The 15652-nt window shown below is 67.9% G+C and carries 15 protein-coding genes; 9 read left to right on the plus strand and 6 right to left on the minus strand.

Annotation, left to right across the window (positions count from 1 at the left end; translation table 11 throughout):
- Positions 1-32 precede the first annotated feature (32 nt).
- Together ACCQ07_RS02580 and purH are read right to left on the minus strand one after the other, a co-directional pair.
- On the minus strand, positions 33-878 hold the full coding sequence (locus ACCQ07_RS02580; protein ID WP_372165079.1) for a hypothetical protein: 846 nt from the start codon (positions 876-878) through the stop codon (positions 33-35).
- Positions 879-902: 24 nt separating this feature from the next.
- Entirely contained in the window at positions 903-2486 is a 1584-nt protein-coding gene (gene purH, locus ACCQ07_RS02585) for a bifunctional phosphoribosylaminoimidazolecarboxamide formyltransferase/IMP cyclohydrolase (RefSeq protein WP_008571212.1), read from the minus strand.
- 73 nt (positions 2487-2559) lie between these two features.
- On the opposite strand from purH, the gene ACCQ07_RS02590 reads away from it, so the two are divergent.
- From ACCQ07_RS02590 to ACCQ07_RS02625, 8 genes are all read left to right on the plus strand, one after another.
- On the plus strand, positions 2560-3177 hold the full coding sequence (locus tag ACCQ07_RS02590) for a CDP-alcohol phosphatidyltransferase family protein (protein ID WP_008571211.1): 618 nt from the start codon (positions 2560-2562) through the stop codon (positions 3175-3177).
- An 84-nt stretch (positions 3178-3261) separates the two neighbouring features.
- Positions 3262-5022 (plus strand): bifunctional alpha/beta hydrolase/class I SAM-dependent methyltransferase, encoded by a 1761-nt coding sequence (locus tag ACCQ07_RS02595; RefSeq protein ID WP_014089210.1) that lies wholly within the window; start codon positions 3262-3264, stop codon positions 5020-5022.
- A complete protein-coding gene (locus ACCQ07_RS02600) occupies positions 5019-6356 on the plus strand; it encodes a phosphatase PAP2/dual specificity phosphatase family protein (RefSeq protein ID WP_372363757.1) in 1338 nt (445 codons plus the stop codon). Before ACCQ07_RS02595 ends, ACCQ07_RS02600 begins: the two co-directional genes overlap by 4 nt.
- A complete protein-coding gene (locus ACCQ07_RS02605) occupies positions 6353-6799 on the plus strand; it encodes a hypothetical protein (protein WP_008571207.1) in 447 nt (148 codons plus the stop codon). The genes ACCQ07_RS02600 and ACCQ07_RS02605 overlap by 4 nt, the downstream gene beginning before the upstream one ends.
- The gene (locus tag ACCQ07_RS02610) at positions 6796-8304 is read left to right on the plus strand and encodes a TIGR04222 domain-containing membrane protein (RefSeq protein WP_218489086.1); all 1509 of its coding nucleotides are present in this window, start codon (positions 6796-6798) and stop codon (positions 8302-8304) included. The genes ACCQ07_RS02605 and ACCQ07_RS02610 overlap by 4 nt, the downstream gene beginning before the upstream one ends.
- Positions 8304-8942, plus strand: a complete 639-nt coding sequence (locus ACCQ07_RS02615; protein ID WP_008571205.1) for a CDP-alcohol phosphatidyltransferase family protein — start codon at positions 8304-8306, stop codon at positions 8940-8942. The genes ACCQ07_RS02610 and ACCQ07_RS02615 overlap by 1 nt, the downstream gene beginning before the upstream one ends.
- On the plus strand, positions 8939-9571 hold the full coding sequence (locus ACCQ07_RS02620) for a lysophospholipid acyltransferase family protein (RefSeq protein ID WP_008571203.1): 633 nt from the start codon (positions 8939-8941) through the stop codon (positions 9569-9571). The genes ACCQ07_RS02615 and ACCQ07_RS02620 overlap by 4 nt, the downstream gene beginning before the upstream one ends.
- Positions 9568-10542 (plus strand): phosphatidate cytidylyltransferase, encoded by a 975-nt coding sequence (locus ACCQ07_RS02625; RefSeq protein ID WP_372363758.1) that lies wholly within the window; start codon positions 9568-9570, stop codon positions 10540-10542. Before ACCQ07_RS02620 ends, ACCQ07_RS02625 begins: the two co-directional genes overlap by 4 nt.
- A 236-nt stretch (positions 10543-10778) precedes the next feature.
- Here ACCQ07_RS02625 and fis read toward each other — a convergent pair whose 3' ends face one another.
- From fis to ACCQ07_RS02640, 3 genes are all read right to left on the minus strand, one after another.
- Positions 10779-11051: a DNA-binding transcriptional regulator Fis gene (gene fis / locus ACCQ07_RS02630; protein WP_002804983.1), complete on the minus strand. Its 273-nt coding sequence runs from the start codon at positions 11049-11051 to the stop codon at positions 10779-10781.
- Between the two features lie 105 nt (positions 11052-11156).
- Positions 11157-12527 carry a DUF3426 domain-containing protein gene (locus tag ACCQ07_RS02635; RefSeq protein ID WP_372165087.1) on the minus strand — a complete coding sequence of 457 codons (1371 nt, stop codon included), beginning with the start codon at positions 12525-12527 and terminating at the stop codon, positions 11157-11159.
- Positions 12528-12853: 326 nt separating this feature from the next.
- Positions 12854-13231 (minus strand): helix-turn-helix domain-containing protein, encoded by a 378-nt coding sequence (locus ACCQ07_RS02640; protein WP_008571865.1) that lies wholly within the window; start codon positions 13229-13231, stop codon positions 12854-12856.
- A gap of 143 nt (positions 13232-13374) precedes the next feature.
- On the opposite strand from ACCQ07_RS02640, the gene ACCQ07_RS02645 reads away from it, so the two are divergent.
- Entirely contained in the window at positions 13375-13884 is a 510-nt protein-coding gene (locus ACCQ07_RS02645; protein WP_057681102.1) for a hypothetical protein, read from the plus strand.
- A gap of 22 nt (positions 13885-13906) precedes the next feature.
- On the opposite strand, the gene prmA is transcribed toward ACCQ07_RS02645, so the two are convergent.
- Complete coding sequence (gene prmA / locus ACCQ07_RS02650; RefSeq protein ID WP_218489084.1) at positions 13907-14827, minus strand: 50S ribosomal protein L11 methyltransferase; 921 nt, start codon at positions 14825-14827, stop codon at positions 13907-13909.
- Positions 14828-15652 lie beyond the last annotated feature (825 nt).

The following is a 15652-nucleotide window of genomic DNA, read 5'->3' on the forward strand; positions in this document are numbered from 1 at the left end:
GGCAGTTGCTCGCTAGTACGGGGGAAGGGGCGTTACCTGCAGCCTTCGCGCTGCAGTGCATTGGGAAACGGGTAGGTCCAGGTCTTGGTGTCGAGCGCGAAGACGTGGGTCTTGTCCAGGGCCACCCCGCAATCGCTGCCGTGCTCGCGGATGCGCAGCGGCCAGGTGCGCGCCTGCGGCGCGCTGTTGTCCACCTCCAGCGCGAAATCCACGTCGAAGGCCTCGGCAAGGCATTGCGCCTGGGTCTGGTCCGGCTCGCGCGCGTCGTCGTCGCAGGCCAGTGCGCCGCTGTTGTCGATGTGCGCCCGCAGCGAGCCGGCATTGACCAGGCCCTTGGGCCCGGGCACGACCAGATCCTGCGATTCGAGGATCAGGCCCTGGCCCATCCAGAAACTGTGCACGGCAAAGCCGTAGAAATCGCTGCCCAGACGCAGGACGTCCACGCTGCCGGGTTGGCCGGCGCTGCCGTAGCCGTCGGCGAGCCGTTCGGCCACGACCTTGAAACCGTCGCCATCGCCGCGCAGCACGAAGAAATCGATCAGCCCCGGATTGCCGTGGCCGGCATCGCTGAGGCTGTGGCAGACCGCCAGCAGTTGCTGTACCTGGTCGCCCACCACCACCGGCTGTTCGGCGCAGACTGCGCTGTCGGCCTTGAAGCCGTCGGCTTCGCCGCTCCACTGCGCGGCCAGGCCGGCCTTGGCGCCGTAGCGCGTGCGCAAGAACCCATCCAGCCGCTCGGTGCGGCTCAGACGGGGGCCGTCGCTGGGCGCGGTAGGTGCTGCGGCGCCCGGCGCCGCAGCGGGCGCAGGCGCCTGCCTGCACGCGCTCAACAGCGCGGCGGTGGCAAGAAACGCGGCAAAACAACGCAGACGCTGCATCGACCTATCCCTGTGTCGGTGACATCAATGCCGGAAGTGGCGCACGCCGGTGAACACCATCGCGATGCCGTGTTCGTCGGCGGCGGCGATCACCTCGCCATCGCGCATCGAACCGCCCGGCTGGATCACCGCCTTGATGCCGGCCGCAGCCGCCGCATCGATACCGTCGCGGAACGGGAAGAACGCATCGGACGCCATCACCGAGCCGGCCACGGTGAGCTTGGCTTCTTCGGCCTTGAGCGCGGCAATCTTGGCGCTGACCACGCGGCTCATCTGCCCGGCGCCCACGCCAATGGTGCGGCTGTCCTTGGCATAGACGATCGCGTTGGATTTGACGTACTTGGCCACGCGCCAGGCAAACAGCAAATCGCCCAGTTCTGCCTCGTTGGGCGCACGTTGGGTGACCACGCTCAACTCGCCCAGCGACATGCTGCGGTTGTCGGCCGACTGCATCAACAGGCCCGAGCCGATCCGCTTGGTGTCGTAGTTGTTCAAGCCATTGCCGTGCGGAATCTTGAGCACGCGCACGTTGGCCTTCCTGGTGGCGTATTCCAGCGCGCCGGCCTCGTAGTCGGGCGCGATCAGCACTTCGACGAACTGGCGGTCCAGAATGGCCTTTGCCGTCGCTGCGTCCAGGGTCTTGTTGAACGCCAGGATGCCGCCGAACGCGCTGGTGGGATCGGTGGCGTAGGCCAGTTCATAGGCATCGCCGCAGCCCGCGCCCACCGCCACGCCGCAGGGGTTGGCGTGCTTGACGATCACGCAGGCCGGCGCGTCGAACTGGCGCACGCATTCCCACGCTGCATCAGCATCGGCCAGGTTGTTGTAGCTCAGTTCCTTGCCTTGCAGCTGCTGGAAGGTGGCCAGCGTGCCCGGCACCGGATACAGGTCGCGGTAGAACGCGCCGGACTGGTGCGGGTTCTCACCGTAACGCAGGTCCATCACCTTGACGAAGTTGGAATTGATCTGCGCCGGGAACGGGCTGCGCGTGGGCACCGCCTCGCTGCTGTCGGCCACTGCCGAGAGATAGTTACTGATCGCCGCGTCGTACTGGGCCACGCGATTGAACGCAGCCACCGACAGCGCAAAGCGCTTGGCCGCCGACAGCTGCCCGTCGTTGGCTTCCAGCTCGGCCAGCAGGTCGGCGTACTGCGCCGGGTCGGTGGCCACGGCCACGCGCGCGAAATTCTTGGCCGCACTGCGCAACATCGCCGGGCCGCCGATGTCGATGTTTTCCACCGCATCGGCCAGGGTGCAATCGGCTTTCACCGTGACCGACTCGAATGGATACAGGTTCAATACCAGCAGGTCGATCGGCACGATGCCGTGCTCGGCCATCACCGCTTCGTCGACACCGGCGCGCCCGAGCAGGCCGCCATGCACCAGCGGGTGCAGGGTCTTGACGCGGCCATCCATCATTTCCGGGAAACCGGTCAGCTCGGCAACGTCCTTCACCGGCAGGCCGGCCTCGCGGATCGCCTTGGCGGTGCCGCCGGTGGACAACAGCTCGACGTTGCGCGCCACCAGCGCGCGGGCCAGGTCGATCAGGCCGGTCTTGTCGGAAACGGAGAGCAGGGCCCGGCGCACGGGCAGGAAATCAGAGGCCATCGGTGGGGGATGTCGTTGCGGAGCAGCCGATATTGTAGGCTGCGCCAGCGCTCGAATGGACTCAACACCCCGTATGGCCTCGATCTACGCATTGAAGGGACGCTTCCAGGCGCTGCTGCGGCCGATGGTGGGCGCGCTGTATCGCGGTGGCATCACCGCCAATCAGGTCACGCTGGGCGCAGCGGCGGTGTCGCTGATGGTGGCGGCGGTGGTGTTGCGCGGCGGCCCCAGCTGGCCGCTGCTGTATCTGCTGCTGCCGGTGTGGATGCTGCTGCGCATGGCGCTCAATGCGGTGGACGGCATGCTGGCGCGCGAATTCGGCCAGCAGTCGCGGCTGGGCGCCTACCTCAACGAGCTGTGCGACGTGGTGGCTGATGCGGCCTTGTACTTGAGCCTGCTTGGCGTGCCCGGTGTGAGTGCGCCCTGGCTGTGGATCTTCGCGCTGCTGGCCGCGCTGACCGAGTACGCCGGCGTGCTCGGCCTGATGGTCGGCGCCAGCCGCCGCTACGACGGGCCGATGGGCAAGAGCGACCGCGCCTTCGTCATCGGCGTGCTGGGCGTGGGCCTGGCTTGTGGCTGGCTGGGTGCGCGCGGCGTCACCTGGGTCGCCATTGCCGTGAGCCTGGCCTGCGCGGTCACGGTGTGGCGGCGGGTGCGCGCCGGCCTGGCGCAGGCGCCCGCAGGCACCTAGCGATCCATTCCCGCAGCAACGCCGCTGGCCGCTGCGCTGTGGTGATCTCTGCGATTCAACCTTTCGACTTTTCAGGATGCTTCGATGCGCACAGTGCTAGAGCGCGAGTTCGTCAGTTTCGATGGTGTGCCGCTGTTCTACCGGCACTGGCCGTTGCACGATGCCGCTGCCACCGGCACGCCGAAGGCGGTGGTGCTGCTGCATCGCGGCCATGAGCACTCTGGCCGTGTGATGCATCTGGCCGAAGAACTCGACATGCCCGACGCCCAGTTCTTCGCCTGGGACGCACGCGGCAACGGCCGCTCGCCGGGCGTGCGTGGCGATGCGCCGGGCTTCGAAGCGCTGGTGCGCGATCTGGACAGCTTCATCGCGCATCTTCGCGCCACCCACGGCATTGCGGTGCAGGACATCGTGGTGATTGCGCAGAGTGTGGGCGCGGTGGTGGCCGCCACCTGGGTGCACGATTACGCCCCGCCGCTGCGCGCGCTGGTGCTGGCATCGCCGGCGTTCAAGGTGAAGTTGTATGTGCCGTTTGCACGCCCCGGGTTGGCGTTGCTGCATGCGCTGCGCGGCAACTTTTTCGTCAACAGCTACGTCAAGCCGCAATGGCTGACGCATGATCCGGCGCGCGTGGAAAGCTATCGCACCGATCCGTTGATCACCCGCCCGATTTCGGTGCGCGTATTGCTCGGTCTGTATGCGGCAGCCGATCGCGTGGTGGACGATGCACAGGCCATTACCGTGCCGACCCAGTTGCTGGTCTCCGGTGCGGATTTTGTGGTGCATCGCGGCCCGCAGGACCGCTTCTACGAAAACCTGCGCTCGCCGATCAAGCAGCGCCACTGGCTGCCGGGGTTCTTCCACGACACCTTGGGCGAACGCGATCGCGCGATGGCCATCGCGCACATTCGCCAGTTCGTCCAGGCGCGTTTTGCGCAACCGCCGGTGCGCGCCGCGCTGGGCGATGCACACCGTGCCGGGCCCAGTTTCGAAGAGGCCGAACGGCTGGCCTGGCCGCCGCAGCGCAATAGCCTGCAGGACCTGCGCTGGCGTGGCGTGCGTGCCGGCCTGCGCCTGGGTGGCAGGCTCTCCGAGGGCATCGCGCTTGGTCTGCAGACCGGTTTCGATTCCGGAAGCACATTGGATTACATCTACCGCAATCAGGCGCGTGGTCGCGGGCCGTTGGGGCGCATGATCGACCGCACGTATCTCAACGCGATCGGCTGGCGTGGCATCCGCATCCGCGGCAGCCATCTGGGCGAATTGCTGCGCGATGCGGCGGCGCGCTTGCGTGGCGCCGGCAAGCCGGTGCGCGTGCTGGATGTCGCTGCCGGGCACGGCCGCTATGTACTCCAAGCGCTGGGCAGCGGTGCACAGCGTGCCGATGCGATCGTGCTGCGCGACTTCAGCCCGCTCAACGTGACCCAGGGCACGGCGCTGATCCAGGCGCTGGGCGCAGGCGATATCGCCCGCTTCGAACAAGGCGATGCGTTCGACCCGGCAGCGCTGGCCACAGTGCAACCGGCACCGACGCTGGCGGTGGTGTCGGGCCTGTACGAGCTGTTTGCCGACAACGACCAGGTCGCGCGTTCGCTGGCCGGCCTGGCCGCGGCGGTGCAGCCGGGCGGTTATCTGCTTTACACCGGCCAGCCCTGGCATCCGCAACTGGAATTCATTGCGCGCGCGCTGACCAGTCACCGCGATGGCGTGGCCTGGGTGATGCGCCGGCGGAGCCAGCAGGAGATGGATGGCCTGGTGGAAGCGGCGGGCTTTCGCAAGGTGGCGCAACGCATCGATGCGTTCGGCATCTTCACCGTCTCGATGGCGCAGCGAATCGACGCATGAGCCACGTTGCGCGCCCATCCGGCCGTGCCGCGCTGTGGCTGGCGTTGCTGGGACCTTTTTTCTTCCTCAGCTACGGCCTGGCCAACACGCTGGCCGGGCGGGCGACGCATGTGCCATCGGTGGTGTTCGGCTGGGAACACGGTATGCCGTTCTGGCCGTGGACCATCGTGCCGTACTGGTCGATCGATGTGTTCTACGCGGTCTCGTTCTTTGTCTGCCGCAACCGCCGCGAGCTGGATACGCATGCACTGCGCTTGCTCAGCGCCCAGCTGATCTGCGTGGCGTGTTTCGTGTTGTGGCCGCTGCGCTACAGCTTCGTACGGCCGCAGACCGAGGGCGTGTTCGGCTGGCTGTTCGCGGTGCTGCTGGGCTTCGACAAACCCTTCAATCAGGCGCCGTCGCTGCACATCGTGCTGCTGGTGGTGCTGTGGGTGCGCTATGGGCAGCATCTTTGCGGGGTGTGGCGCTGGTTGCTGCATGCCTGGTTCGCATTGATCGGTGTGTCGGTGCTGACCACGTATCAGCATCACTTTCTCGATATTCCTACCGGACTCGCGGTGGGCTGGCTCTGCGTGTGGCTATGGCCGGAGCGGGTCGCCGCACCATTTGCGCAGGCACGGTTTGCACGCGACCTGCGCCGTTGGCGCCTGGCCGCGATGTATCTGGCCGGCGCGCTGGTCAGCGCTGCGCTGGCGCTGTGGAGCGGCGGTGCAGCACTGTGGTTGCTGTGGATCACCTTGGCCTTGCTGCTGGTTGCCTTGAATTACGCGCTGCTCGGGCCGGGCGGATTCCAGAAGCGCAGCGATGGGCGCCTGAGTCTTGCAGCCCATTGGTTGTATGCGCCGTATCTGTTGGCGGCATGGTGCAACTCCCGGCTCTGGACGTGGCGTGCGCCGTCGCCGCGCGCGGTGTGCGATGGCGTGTGGCTGGGGCGGATTCCGTTGCCCGGCCAGCGCGACAAGCGTGCCGCCGTGGTGGACGTGTCTGCAGAGCTCTCGTTGTACGCCGCGCAGGCGCAGGACCGTGTGGTGCCGATGCTCGATCTGGTCGCGCCGTCGCCGGCGCAGCTGCGCGAGGCCGCGCAGGCGATCGCGCAGGCGCAGGCGATCGGGCCGGTGCTGGTGTGTTGTGCATTGGGCTATTCGCGCAGTGCTGCCAGTGTGGCCACCTGGCTGGTGCGCAGCGGTCGCGCCCAGGACGTGGATGCGGCCATCGCACAGTTACGCGCCGTGCGGCCGTCGATCGTGCTCGGGCATGCGCATCGCGCGGCGATCCTGACGGCATGCGACGGTCATGACGGTGGCGACGACATCCCCGAACGGAGAGCGCAATGAATATCGCCCCGCTGACCTTGGCGGCCATGCGCGCAGTGCTGCGGCAAGGTGCAGCATTGGACCGCCTCTCACTCCTGCTGCTGGCAGCGGCCATCGGCTTGCTTGGTGTTGCGCAGGCGCCGCCGTTGATGCAGTTGAGCTATGCCATCAGCATGCTTGCGGGCGTGCTGCAGCGCTATTGGGCGTTTCGCGTGGGCCTGGATGCCGACCTGCTGGCAGCCTCCATCGCGCATCTCGAACGCTGCGGTGGCACCGGGCAAGACGCCGCGCACCAGCTCGATGCGGCGATGCATGCGATTGGCCTGATACCAAAGCTTTCGCCCACCCGCGACTGGGCATCGCGCTGGACCGGCATGCGCCGCCTGCTGCGTTGGCAGCTGGCAAGCGTGGTGGTGCAACTGCTGTTGGTGGCTGCCGCGCTCGCTCTCAGGATATTCGGATGAGCAACCAACCCGATTCCGCTCGGCGCGAACCGCGCCATGCCACGCCAGCGCAGCGAGCGCTGTGGCAACGGCTGCAGGGCTATCGTTTTGGCCAGGACGAAGCAGCGTTTGCCGCCTTCGTTCGGCGCGTGGCCAAGCAGGCACAGTGCAGCACCGAACAAGCGCAGGCGTTGGTGGAGGAGTACCGCCGGTTCTGTTTTCTTGCCTGCACCGACACCGACACCGACACCGTCGACGTCACCCCCAGCCCGTTGGTCGACCAGGTCTGGCACACGCATCTGACCGACACCCGCGAGTACTGGCAGCAGTTCTGCCCGCACGTGCTGCAGACCACGCTGCATCATCAACCCGGACGCGGCGATGCCGGCGAAGAAGCGCGTTTCCAGGCGCAGTACCGCCAGACGCTGGAGCGTTACCGCACGCAGTTCGGCGAGCCGCCGGCGCAATGGTGGCCTGTGGCGCGACCGCCGCAATCGACGCTGGATCCGCTGCACGGCCACACTGCCGAACAGACCTTGCAAGCCTTGCGTGGAGCGCCGCGGTCAGCTGGGCCGCAGCGCGGTGTGCCGTATGCCGTGGTTGTGTGGGCAATCATCGCGGTGGCAGTGGGCATGGTCTGTCACTCAGCCAATGGCGGGGCGCTGTCGCCGCTGCACTGGCGCGGTGTCTATTTCCTGCCGCTGTTCATCGCGCTGATCGGTCTGGCCTGGTCGATGGCGGCATGGTTGCGGCGGGTGCTGCGACGCGGTCGCACCGCAGCAGCAGTGGATGCCAGCGAGCTTGCATATCTGGGCGGCGGTGCCGATCGCGTGGCCGACCTGTGGTTCACCGAATTGCTGGTGCGCAATGCGGTGTATCTGGAGCGCGACGCAACCGAACCGGCACGTCGCTGGGTACGTTGCCACCGGCAGATTGCAGTCCCGCCTGCGCTGGAGCCGGCACTGGAAGCGGTGCGCACCACCGAAGACCCGGTGTGGGCCTTACGCGCGTTGCGCGCGCTGGCCGCACCGCTGGAGCAGCGCTTGATCGACAAGGGCCTGTGGCTGAGCCAGGCGCAGGCACGCGCGGTGCGCCTGGCATGTACCGTGCCGGTGGCGCTGGTATGGGGGCTTGGCCTGTGCAAGCTGGTCATCGGCGTGCAGGGCAACCATCCGGTGGGCTATCTGCTGTGTCTGATGGTGCTGACCACATTGCTGGTGCTGGGCTTTGCGCTGGTGCCCGTGCGGCGCACGCTCGGCGGCGAGGCTCGCCTTGCGACACTGCGTCAGACACGGCGACGCGATGCGGCGCGCACCGGCGGTGATCCAGGCGAGGCGGTGGCGCTGTACGGCACTGCGGCACTGATCGGAACCGCTTGGGCCGACTACCACAGCCTGCGTGCGCCGCATGGCCACGCCGGTGGCAGTGGCAGCAGCTGCGGCGGGGGTGGCGGCGACTGCGGCGGCGATGGTGGTAGCAGCGATGGTGGCGGCGGCTGTGGCGGCTGCGGCGGAGGAGGCGACTGATGCAACACGGACAGCGACAGCGGCAGTTGCTTTGGGCGCGCGTGCTGCGCGGACGTGGCGCCACGCCCAATGGCGTGTCGTGGGTGGGCATCGCATGTGCGGCGTTGGCCGGGCTGATGTTCTACATCGGGTTGAGCGCGCCTGCGCGCGAAGGGGCCATGCCGCTGCTGCTGGCGGTGCTCGGGATGCAGGGGCGGCTGTGGTGCAACCGCATGGATGGCGTGCTGGCGCGCCAGGCGCGCATGGTCGCGCGCGCCGGTGAGGTCTACAACGACGCGCCCGATCGGTTGTCCGATGTGCTGGTCTGCGTGGGCCTGGGCTATGGACTGCAGGCCGGTTTGCCGTGGGCTGCGCAACTGGGGTGGGCGGCGGCGCTGTGCTGCGTGACCACCGCATACGTGCGCATGCTGGGCCTGGCCTGCGGCACGCCAGAGCCGCGGCAGGGGCCGATGAGCCGCGTGCAACGCATGCAGTGGTTGTCGCTGGCAGGCGCGCTGGCCTTGCCGCTGCAATGGATGGGCCAGCCGCGTCTTGCGGCCTGGCTGCTGATCGGAGCACTGGCGGTGTTGATCGCCGGTGCCTTGCTGACGGTGGCAGTACGACTGCGCACGATCGTGCGCACCCTGGAGCAGAAATGATTGCCCGTTTGATCGCGCGCGCTTGCAGCGGCGCCATTCGTACCTTGACCGGCGCGCGTGCGCTATGGCGCGGTTGCGCGCCCTCCAACGAGCGTCGCGTGTATTACGGCAACCATGCAAGCCACGGCGATTTCGTGCTGATCTGGTCATCGCTGCCAGCCAGCCTGCGGCATGAAGTGCGCCCGGTGGCGGCGGCCGACTACTGGCAGCGTACCGCCCTGCGGCGCTACCTGATCCACGCGGTCTTCAACGGCGTGTTGATCGAACGCGACCCGGCGCAGCGCACGCGCGACCCGATCCAATGCCTGTGCGATGCGGTGGACGCCGGCGATTCGTTGATCCTGTTTCCCGAAGGCACGCGCAACCCGGACGACGGCGTGCTGCCGTTCAAGAGCGGGCTGTATCACCTGGCACGGCAACGCCCGGAACTGGAGTTCGTGCCGGTGTGGATCGATAACCTCAAGCGCGTGATGCCCAAGGGCAAGTGGTTGCCGTTGCCGCTGCTGTGCACCACCACCTTTGGTGCGCCATTACGCCTGGATGCGGACGAAACCAAGGATGCGTTTCTGGCGCGTGCACGTGCGGCGTTGCTGGCGTTGTCGCCCGATCAGTTGGAGGCGCGCGCATGAGCCTATATGTGGACAGCGGGCAGCTGCAGCAGTCTTCGATGCATCAGCAGACGCTGTGGCTGTTCAGCGGTATCGCGCTGGTGCTGGTCATCGCCACGCTGATTTCCGAAACCCTGCGTTGGCGCGCACGCGAACGCCCCAGCGCAGTGCTGGACAACCTAGTCGCCCGTATCCGTGCGTGGTGGGTGATGGCTGCGGTGGTCGGCCTTGCGTTCGTGTTTGGCCGCGCCGGCGTCATCGGCTTGTTCGCGCTGGTGTCGTTGTTTGCGCTGCGCGAGTTCATCACCTTGACCCCGACCCGGCGCGGCGATTACTACGCGTTGTTGGCCGCGTTCTACATCGTGCTGCCGTGGCAATACGGCCTGGTGTGGACCGGCTGGTACGGCATGTACACCTTGCTGATTCCGGTCTACGCGTTCTTGGTGTTGCCCATCCTGGCCACCATCGGCGGCGACACCACGCGCTATCTGGAACGCACCGCCAAAGTGCAGTGGGGCCTGATGATCTGCGTGTTCTGCATTTCGCATGTGCCGGCGCTGTTGAACCTGGACGTTCCCGGCTATGCCGGGCGCAATCTGCTGTTGATCGCCTTCCTGGTGATCGTGGTGCAGTCTTCGGATGTGCTGCAGTACGTGTGGGGCAAACTGGCCGGCCGCCATTTGATCGCGCCGAAATTGTCGCCGTCCAAAACGGTGGAAGGATTCATCGGCGGCGCGTTGTCGGCCAGCCTGCTCGGGATGGCGCTGTGGTGGATCACCCCGTTCGCGCCGTGGCATGCCTTCGGCCTGGCGTTGGTGGCCAACCTGATGGGATTTTTCGGCGGGCTGGTGATGTCGGCGATCAAGCGCGATCGCGGCATCAAGGACTGGGGCCATATGATCGAAGGCCACGGCGGCGTGCTCGACCGCCTGGATTCGGTGTGCTTCGCCGCGCCGGTGTTCTTCCACCTGATCCGCTATGGCTGGGCGTGACCGCTTGTCACATCGCTCGTCATGAAATCGCAACACGTGCATCGCGTGCGGTTGGCAATCTGCAGCATCGGGTCGGCGCAGCGCGCGTCGGTCGGCCGCCGCATCTGGCCAACCGGAAAGCTGACCCGCACGAAACCACGCTGTGACCGGTAACCCGTGCGCGCACCGTCTGGCAGATGCACGCTTTTACGATTCCCGATTCCCGATTCCCGATTCCCGATTCCCGATTCCCGGGCCTACGTCAGCCCGTACTCTTTGAGCTTCTTGCGCAAGGTTGCCCGGTGAATGCCCAGCATCGCCGCGGCGCGGCTCTGGTTGCCTTCGCAGTGGTTGAGCACTTCGACGAACAACGGGATCTCCATCTCGCGCAGCACGATTTCGTAAACATCGTCCGCGTCGCTGCCGTCCAGGTCGCGCAGATAACGGCGAACGGACTGGGCCACGTGTTCGCGCAGGGGCGACTTCGGGGCGCCACGACTGGTGTCAGGACGAGAGGGGGCTGCGTTCAAAGGAGGTTCCCAGTGTCACGAAGCCGGGACGCGTGGCCGGCGAGGGGGAGTGAGTCTAGCGCGTGACCTCATCGCTCGCCACGCCCATGTGGCGGTCGCGCCCGTTCACCGGAAGTCGAAACTGAAGGCGGCGGTGCTCGCGGCCGGTTCGCGTACCCGGAACGCGACCTGCACCGCCTGACCCGGCGCCAGCGTGTCCTGCGCCGGCGGCGATGGTCCCAGATACTCCTGCGGCGACAGGATGCGGGTGCCGATCACCCGGCCGTCGGCATCGGACAGCGACAGCTGCAGCCACGGCCAGGCCTGTGCCCAGCGCGCGTCGTTGCGGAAGCTGGCCTGGATCTGCAGCACCCCGGCCACACCGGGCAGCGGCCGCACCTCGCGGTTGAGCAGGGTCAGCGCCTCCGGCTCGCGCCAGGCCGGCAAGCTGCAGCGCGCCAGCGTGCAGGCCGCGCCGACCAGCGGCCGCCAGCGCGCGTTGGCGGCCAGGTGCGCGCGGTCGGCGATGACGATCTGCAACCCGAGCACGCCGACCAGCCCGACCAGCAGCGCCCACTGGCGCCCGCTGGCGCGTAGCCGCGGGCGGGTGACGCCACGCCGCGCGAAGGCGGGTGCGGCCAAGGCGGGCGCGGGCAGGGGCTGCAATTGCACGGCAGTGGTACGGGGCTGCGCGATGCCGGCATCGGACTGCGCGTGCTCGCCTGCCAATGCGCTGGCTGCGCCGGAATCGGTGGTTGCCGGGTCGGGATGGCTGGAGGGGCGGCTCGGGTGTGACTGGCCGTCGGCTGTGCCCGCCGACCGCTCGCTGGCGCTGGTGTCGGCCTGCGTTGCGGCTGCCGCCGTTGCCACAGCTGGGGTAGATCCCGCAGACGCTGCTGGCGTTGCGACTGAAGCCTGGCGCGCGGGCGTTTCTGCCAGCGCCTTCGGCGTGCCCGGCGCATTCTGAAATGCCAGATCTGCATCCGCCGAGGCGCGTAGTGCCCGTTGCTGCGCTGAATTCGATGGGCCAGGTGCAGCCCGCGCGGTTGGGTGCCCGAGGTCGTCAGCATCGGTCGCGGCCAGCCCGTCGTCGGCCCGGGTATCGGTGGCGGCCGACGCCGAGCGAGGTGGATCGAGCATCGCATCAGGAACGTGTCCGGCCGCGGGCGCGCTCGCCGAAGCGGACGGCGTCGCGGTGCCGGGCGCGGGCAGTGGCGTCTGGCCGGACACCGGCGCCTGGAGACCATCGTGCCCGGACATGCCCGTTGCGCGCTGCGGCGACGAAGCCACCGCGGCAGCAGGCAATGGCACACGCGGTGCCGGCTGCGCATCCACCTCTGGCGCTGGCGCCGGCGGCAACGCAGAGCCCGGGGCCGATGTGGCCTGCTCGGCCGGCTCCGCAGGTGGAACCACCGGGGTCGGAACCAGCGGCGGAGCAGCCGGCGTCGCACGCAGGAACGTGGCCAGGGGGCGGCGCGGTGGCGGAGTCTCGGACATCGGCAGGCGTGCAGCGGGAAGACCCCTATTCAACCACGCGCACGTCCAGGGGCGAACCTGTGCCGACGGCGATGCGGTCAAGCCGCCGCGCGCATGCCTGCAGGTGTTCGTCTCCGGCCCAGGTGGTCATGGCGGCGTCTGCGTCGATGCCCACGCAACGCACGCAGCGCATGCCTTCTCCGAAAACGGCCGCCGCCACGCCCATGCAAGCCGACGAAGACGCCCGGGCGCATCCAGGATCAGGAGGCCACAGCCAGCGGAATATCGCCTTGAAATCTCGGTGCCGGTTGCGTCGGCTCGCCGATTCCCGATTCCCGATTCCCGATTCACCGCCTGCGCCGCGTCTTCCCTTCAGCCAGCAACAGATCCAACAGGCCGGCGCGCTGGCGCGGCGTCAGGGTATCGAAGCGCGTCAGCAGCACGCGTTGCTGGTCATCCAGGCGGCGGTACTGCGCCGGTTCTTCGGCGATGGCCGACACCGGCGGGCCGAACACGCGGTCGCCGCGGCCGGTGGCCAGGTATTCGAACGCCATGCCGCTGCGCCTGGCCAGGCCGATCAGGTTTTCCACCGACGGTGCGGTGCCTTCGGCCATCTCCCATTGCGCCACCGCGCTGCGGGTGACACCCAGCTCGCCGGCCAGGGCTTCCTGGGTCAGCTTGGTGAGGCTGCGGGCTTCGCGTACTCGTTCGTACAGCTTGCTCACACGGCACCGTTGGAGGGCAGGCAGGGGCGGGAGATATAGCCCTAGCAGCGCCTGGAGATAGTTCGTATAACTTTCATATCGCCATATGTTTGCGATACTGTCGGTGGATCAATGATGGCTACATCACAGCGAACTCAAGGAGGATGTTCATGGTCGAGCCTGCCGGTCGAAAACCCGACCCCCAGCGGCGCAGCCCGCCCCCGCACGCCGCGCCCGCAGACGTGCCGTGGCCGGCCCATTCGCCGCTGGACCCTGCGGTGAGACGTTTTCGGGGCGCGGCCCGGTACGCGATCTGGCGGCGTGGCGACGAGTGGACGGCCGTGGCCGATGGTCCGCAGTGGTCAGCGGCGCTGGCACCGCGGGTCTGGGCGCTACGGCAGCGGCACTGGCCGCTGCTGGCGGCGAGCGCGCCGATGCTTGTGGTTGCCGGCGCAGTGGCGCTTGCAGGTGTGCGGGCGTGGTCGCCGGTGGCCTGGACGGCGCTGCTGGCGGCTGAGGTGCTGCTACGGGTCTGGGTGGCCCGGCAGGCCGGGCCGTGGCGCACGGCGGCACTGCAACGCGACGGCTGGCAACCGGTGACCCGGTTGCGGGCGATCAGCGTGGCCGATGCAGTGACCACCGCGCAGATTCGCGCCGGCCGGCCACAGCGCTAGCCGGCGTGGACGATACCCCGGATCAGCCGCGGCGCACGCCGTCGATCCGCATCCAGTCTTCGTCGCGTTCGCAGCGCAACTGGTCGAACCAGGGGGCGTAGCGTTTGAGCAAGTCGTCTTCTTGGCCGTGCAGGATGCCCGACAGCGCGATCCGTCCGCCCGGTGCCACGCGCGCGGCCAGGGTGTCGGCCAGGGCGTCCAGTGCCGAGGCCAGGATGTTGGCCACGACCACCTGGTAGGTCTGCACCGGTTCGTCCTGCGGCATGTAGACCGTCAGCTGCGCGTCCACACCGTTGCGTTGTGCATTGTCGGCAGTCGCCAGCAGCGCCTGCGGGTCGTTGTCCACGCCGACCGCGCCGGCGGCGCCCAGCTTCAGCGCGGCGACCGCCAGGATGCCCGAGCCGCACCCGAAATCGAGCACGCTGCGGCCCTGCAGCTCGCCGCTGCCGGCCAGGCTGTCCAGCCAGCGCAGGCACAGCGCGGTGGTTTGATGGGTGCCCGAGCCGAACGCCAGGCCCGGGTCCAGCCGCACCACGGCGGCCCCCGGGGTGTCGGCGGCTTCGGGCAGCGCGTGATTCCACGGCACGATGAAGGTGCGTTCGCCAAACTGCATCGGCTTGAACAGGTCCATCCAGGCGCGTTCCCAGTCGCTGTCTTCGACCATGCGAAACGCCACCTGGCTCCAGTCCAGGCCCGGATCGAAGGCTTCCAGCGCTGCCAGCACCACCAGCGCGTCGCTGTCGCCATCGAACAGCGCGGTCATCGTCAGCCGGTCCCACAGCGGCATTTCGCCCACGCCCGGTTCGAGAATGGCGCGCTCGTTGCTGGTATCGGCATCGGCGTCGAGCATGGTCACCGCCAGTGCGCCCACATCGTCCAGGGCGTTCTGGAAACGGGGCAGGGTGACCTCGGAACAGGAAAGCGTCAGTTCAAGAAACGGCATCGTGGCGGTCGGGCAATTCGAAAGCACGCATCCTAGACCATTCGTGCCGGCGTGCCTGCCGCGCTGCAGGCGACGGCGTTCGCAGGCGCCGTCGCTTCGGCGGTGTCTTGCACATGCGTGCGGTGAAAACTGCCTTGCTGATCAAGATGCGTCCGCCGCCAGGCAGACGGTGTGCTGCTGGCGAATGGACGACTGCCCGGTGCGACGCTGCCAGACAGCGCATCTGCGGCTGGATGTGGTGCCCGGCGGATGGCTGTAGGCCGATGCCGCCACGCCTGGGACTGAACCGATGATGCTGCTGCGCAATCGGGCACGGGCTTGGTCGACGGCCGCGTCGAGCAACCAGGAAGAGGCGCTGCGTCTTTGCGAACACGCGCAAACGCGTGCGCAGACAGCTGCGTGATGTGCTGCCGTGTTGCGTACCGCCGTGCAGCGCGATGTGTGCGGCACGCTGCGTCCACCGATGACGCAACAGCGCTGCAGCTGGGCATCGCAGCGTCGGCGAGTGATGTTGCCAGAGGACAGGCTCGCTCGAAGCGGCGCTCTCCAACATGCGCTGCTATCGGATGCCCAACCGGCGAAGATCGATGCCGCATCCGGCAATCGGCAACCGATCAACTCAACCGCAAGCCAGACGCAGCTGAGCAACACCGACACCACACCAACACCCAACACGCAGCACGGCAGAGCAAGCACCACAGCGCAGCACACCGCACAACCGAACGCATGCAGCGCGCCACTCACGTGCAGTCCGTTCAGGCCGTGACGCATGTCGCCCCCTTCCCGCCACCTCCACTGGCAGCGTCTGCTTGGCGGCGGCTGTGC

The sequence above is a fragment of the Xanthomonas sp. NCPPB 3583 genome (assembly GCF_041475715.2).
GTDB lineage: Bacteria > Pseudomonadota > Gammaproteobacteria > Xanthomonadales > Xanthomonadaceae > Xanthomonas > Xanthomonas euvesicatoria.

Excerpts from the sequence above, each read along its gene's own strand:
- ACCQ07_RS02590 (WP_008571211.1), top strand. The coding sequence starts at position 2,560 with ATGGCCTCGATCTACGCATTGAAGGGACGCTTCCAGGCGCTGCTGCGG.
- ACCQ07_RS02580 (WP_372165079.1), bottom strand. The coding sequence starts at position 878 with ATGCAGCGTCTGCGTTGTTTTGCCGCGTTTCTTGCCACCGCCGCGCTG.
- ACCQ07_RS02645 (WP_057681102.1), top strand. The coding sequence starts at position 13,375 with ATGTTCATGGTCGAGCCTGCCGGTCGAAAACCCGACCCCCAGCGGCGC.
- ACCQ07_RS02635 (WP_372165087.1), bottom strand. The coding sequence starts at position 12,527 with ATGTCCGAGACTCCGCCACCGCGCCGCCCCCTGGCCACGTTCCTGCGT.
- prmA (WP_218489084.1), bottom strand. The coding sequence starts at position 14,827 with ATGCCGTTTCTTGAACTGACGCTTTCCTGTTCCGAGGTCACCCTGCCC.
- ACCQ07_RS02625 (WP_372363758.1), top strand. The coding sequence starts at position 9,568 with ATGAGCCTATATGTGGACAGCGGGCAGCTGCAGCAGTCTTCGATGCAT.
- ACCQ07_RS02605 (WP_008571207.1), top strand. The coding sequence starts at position 6,353 with ATGAATATCGCCCCGCTGACCTTGGCGGCCATGCGCGCAGTGCTGCGG.
- ACCQ07_RS02610 (WP_218489086.1), top strand. The coding sequence starts at position 6,796 with ATGAGCAACCAACCCGATTCCGCTCGGCGCGAACCGCGCCATGCCACG.
- ACCQ07_RS02600 (WP_372363757.1), top strand. The coding sequence starts at position 5,019 with ATGAGCCACGTTGCGCGCCCATCCGGCCGTGCCGCGCTGTGGCTGGCG.
- purH (WP_008571212.1), bottom strand. The coding sequence starts at position 2,486 with ATGGCCTCTGATTTCCTGCCCGTGCGCCGGGCCCTGCTCTCCGTTTCC.
- ACCQ07_RS02615 (WP_008571205.1), top strand. The coding sequence starts at position 8,304 with ATGCAACACGGACAGCGACAGCGGCAGTTGCTTTGGGCGCGCGTGCTG.
- ACCQ07_RS02595 (WP_014089210.1), top strand. The coding sequence starts at position 3,262 with ATGCGCACAGTGCTAGAGCGCGAGTTCGTCAGTTTCGATGGTGTGCCG.
- ACCQ07_RS02620 (WP_008571203.1), top strand. The coding sequence starts at position 8,939 with ATGATTGCCCGTTTGATCGCGCGCGCTTGCAGCGGCGCCATTCGTACC.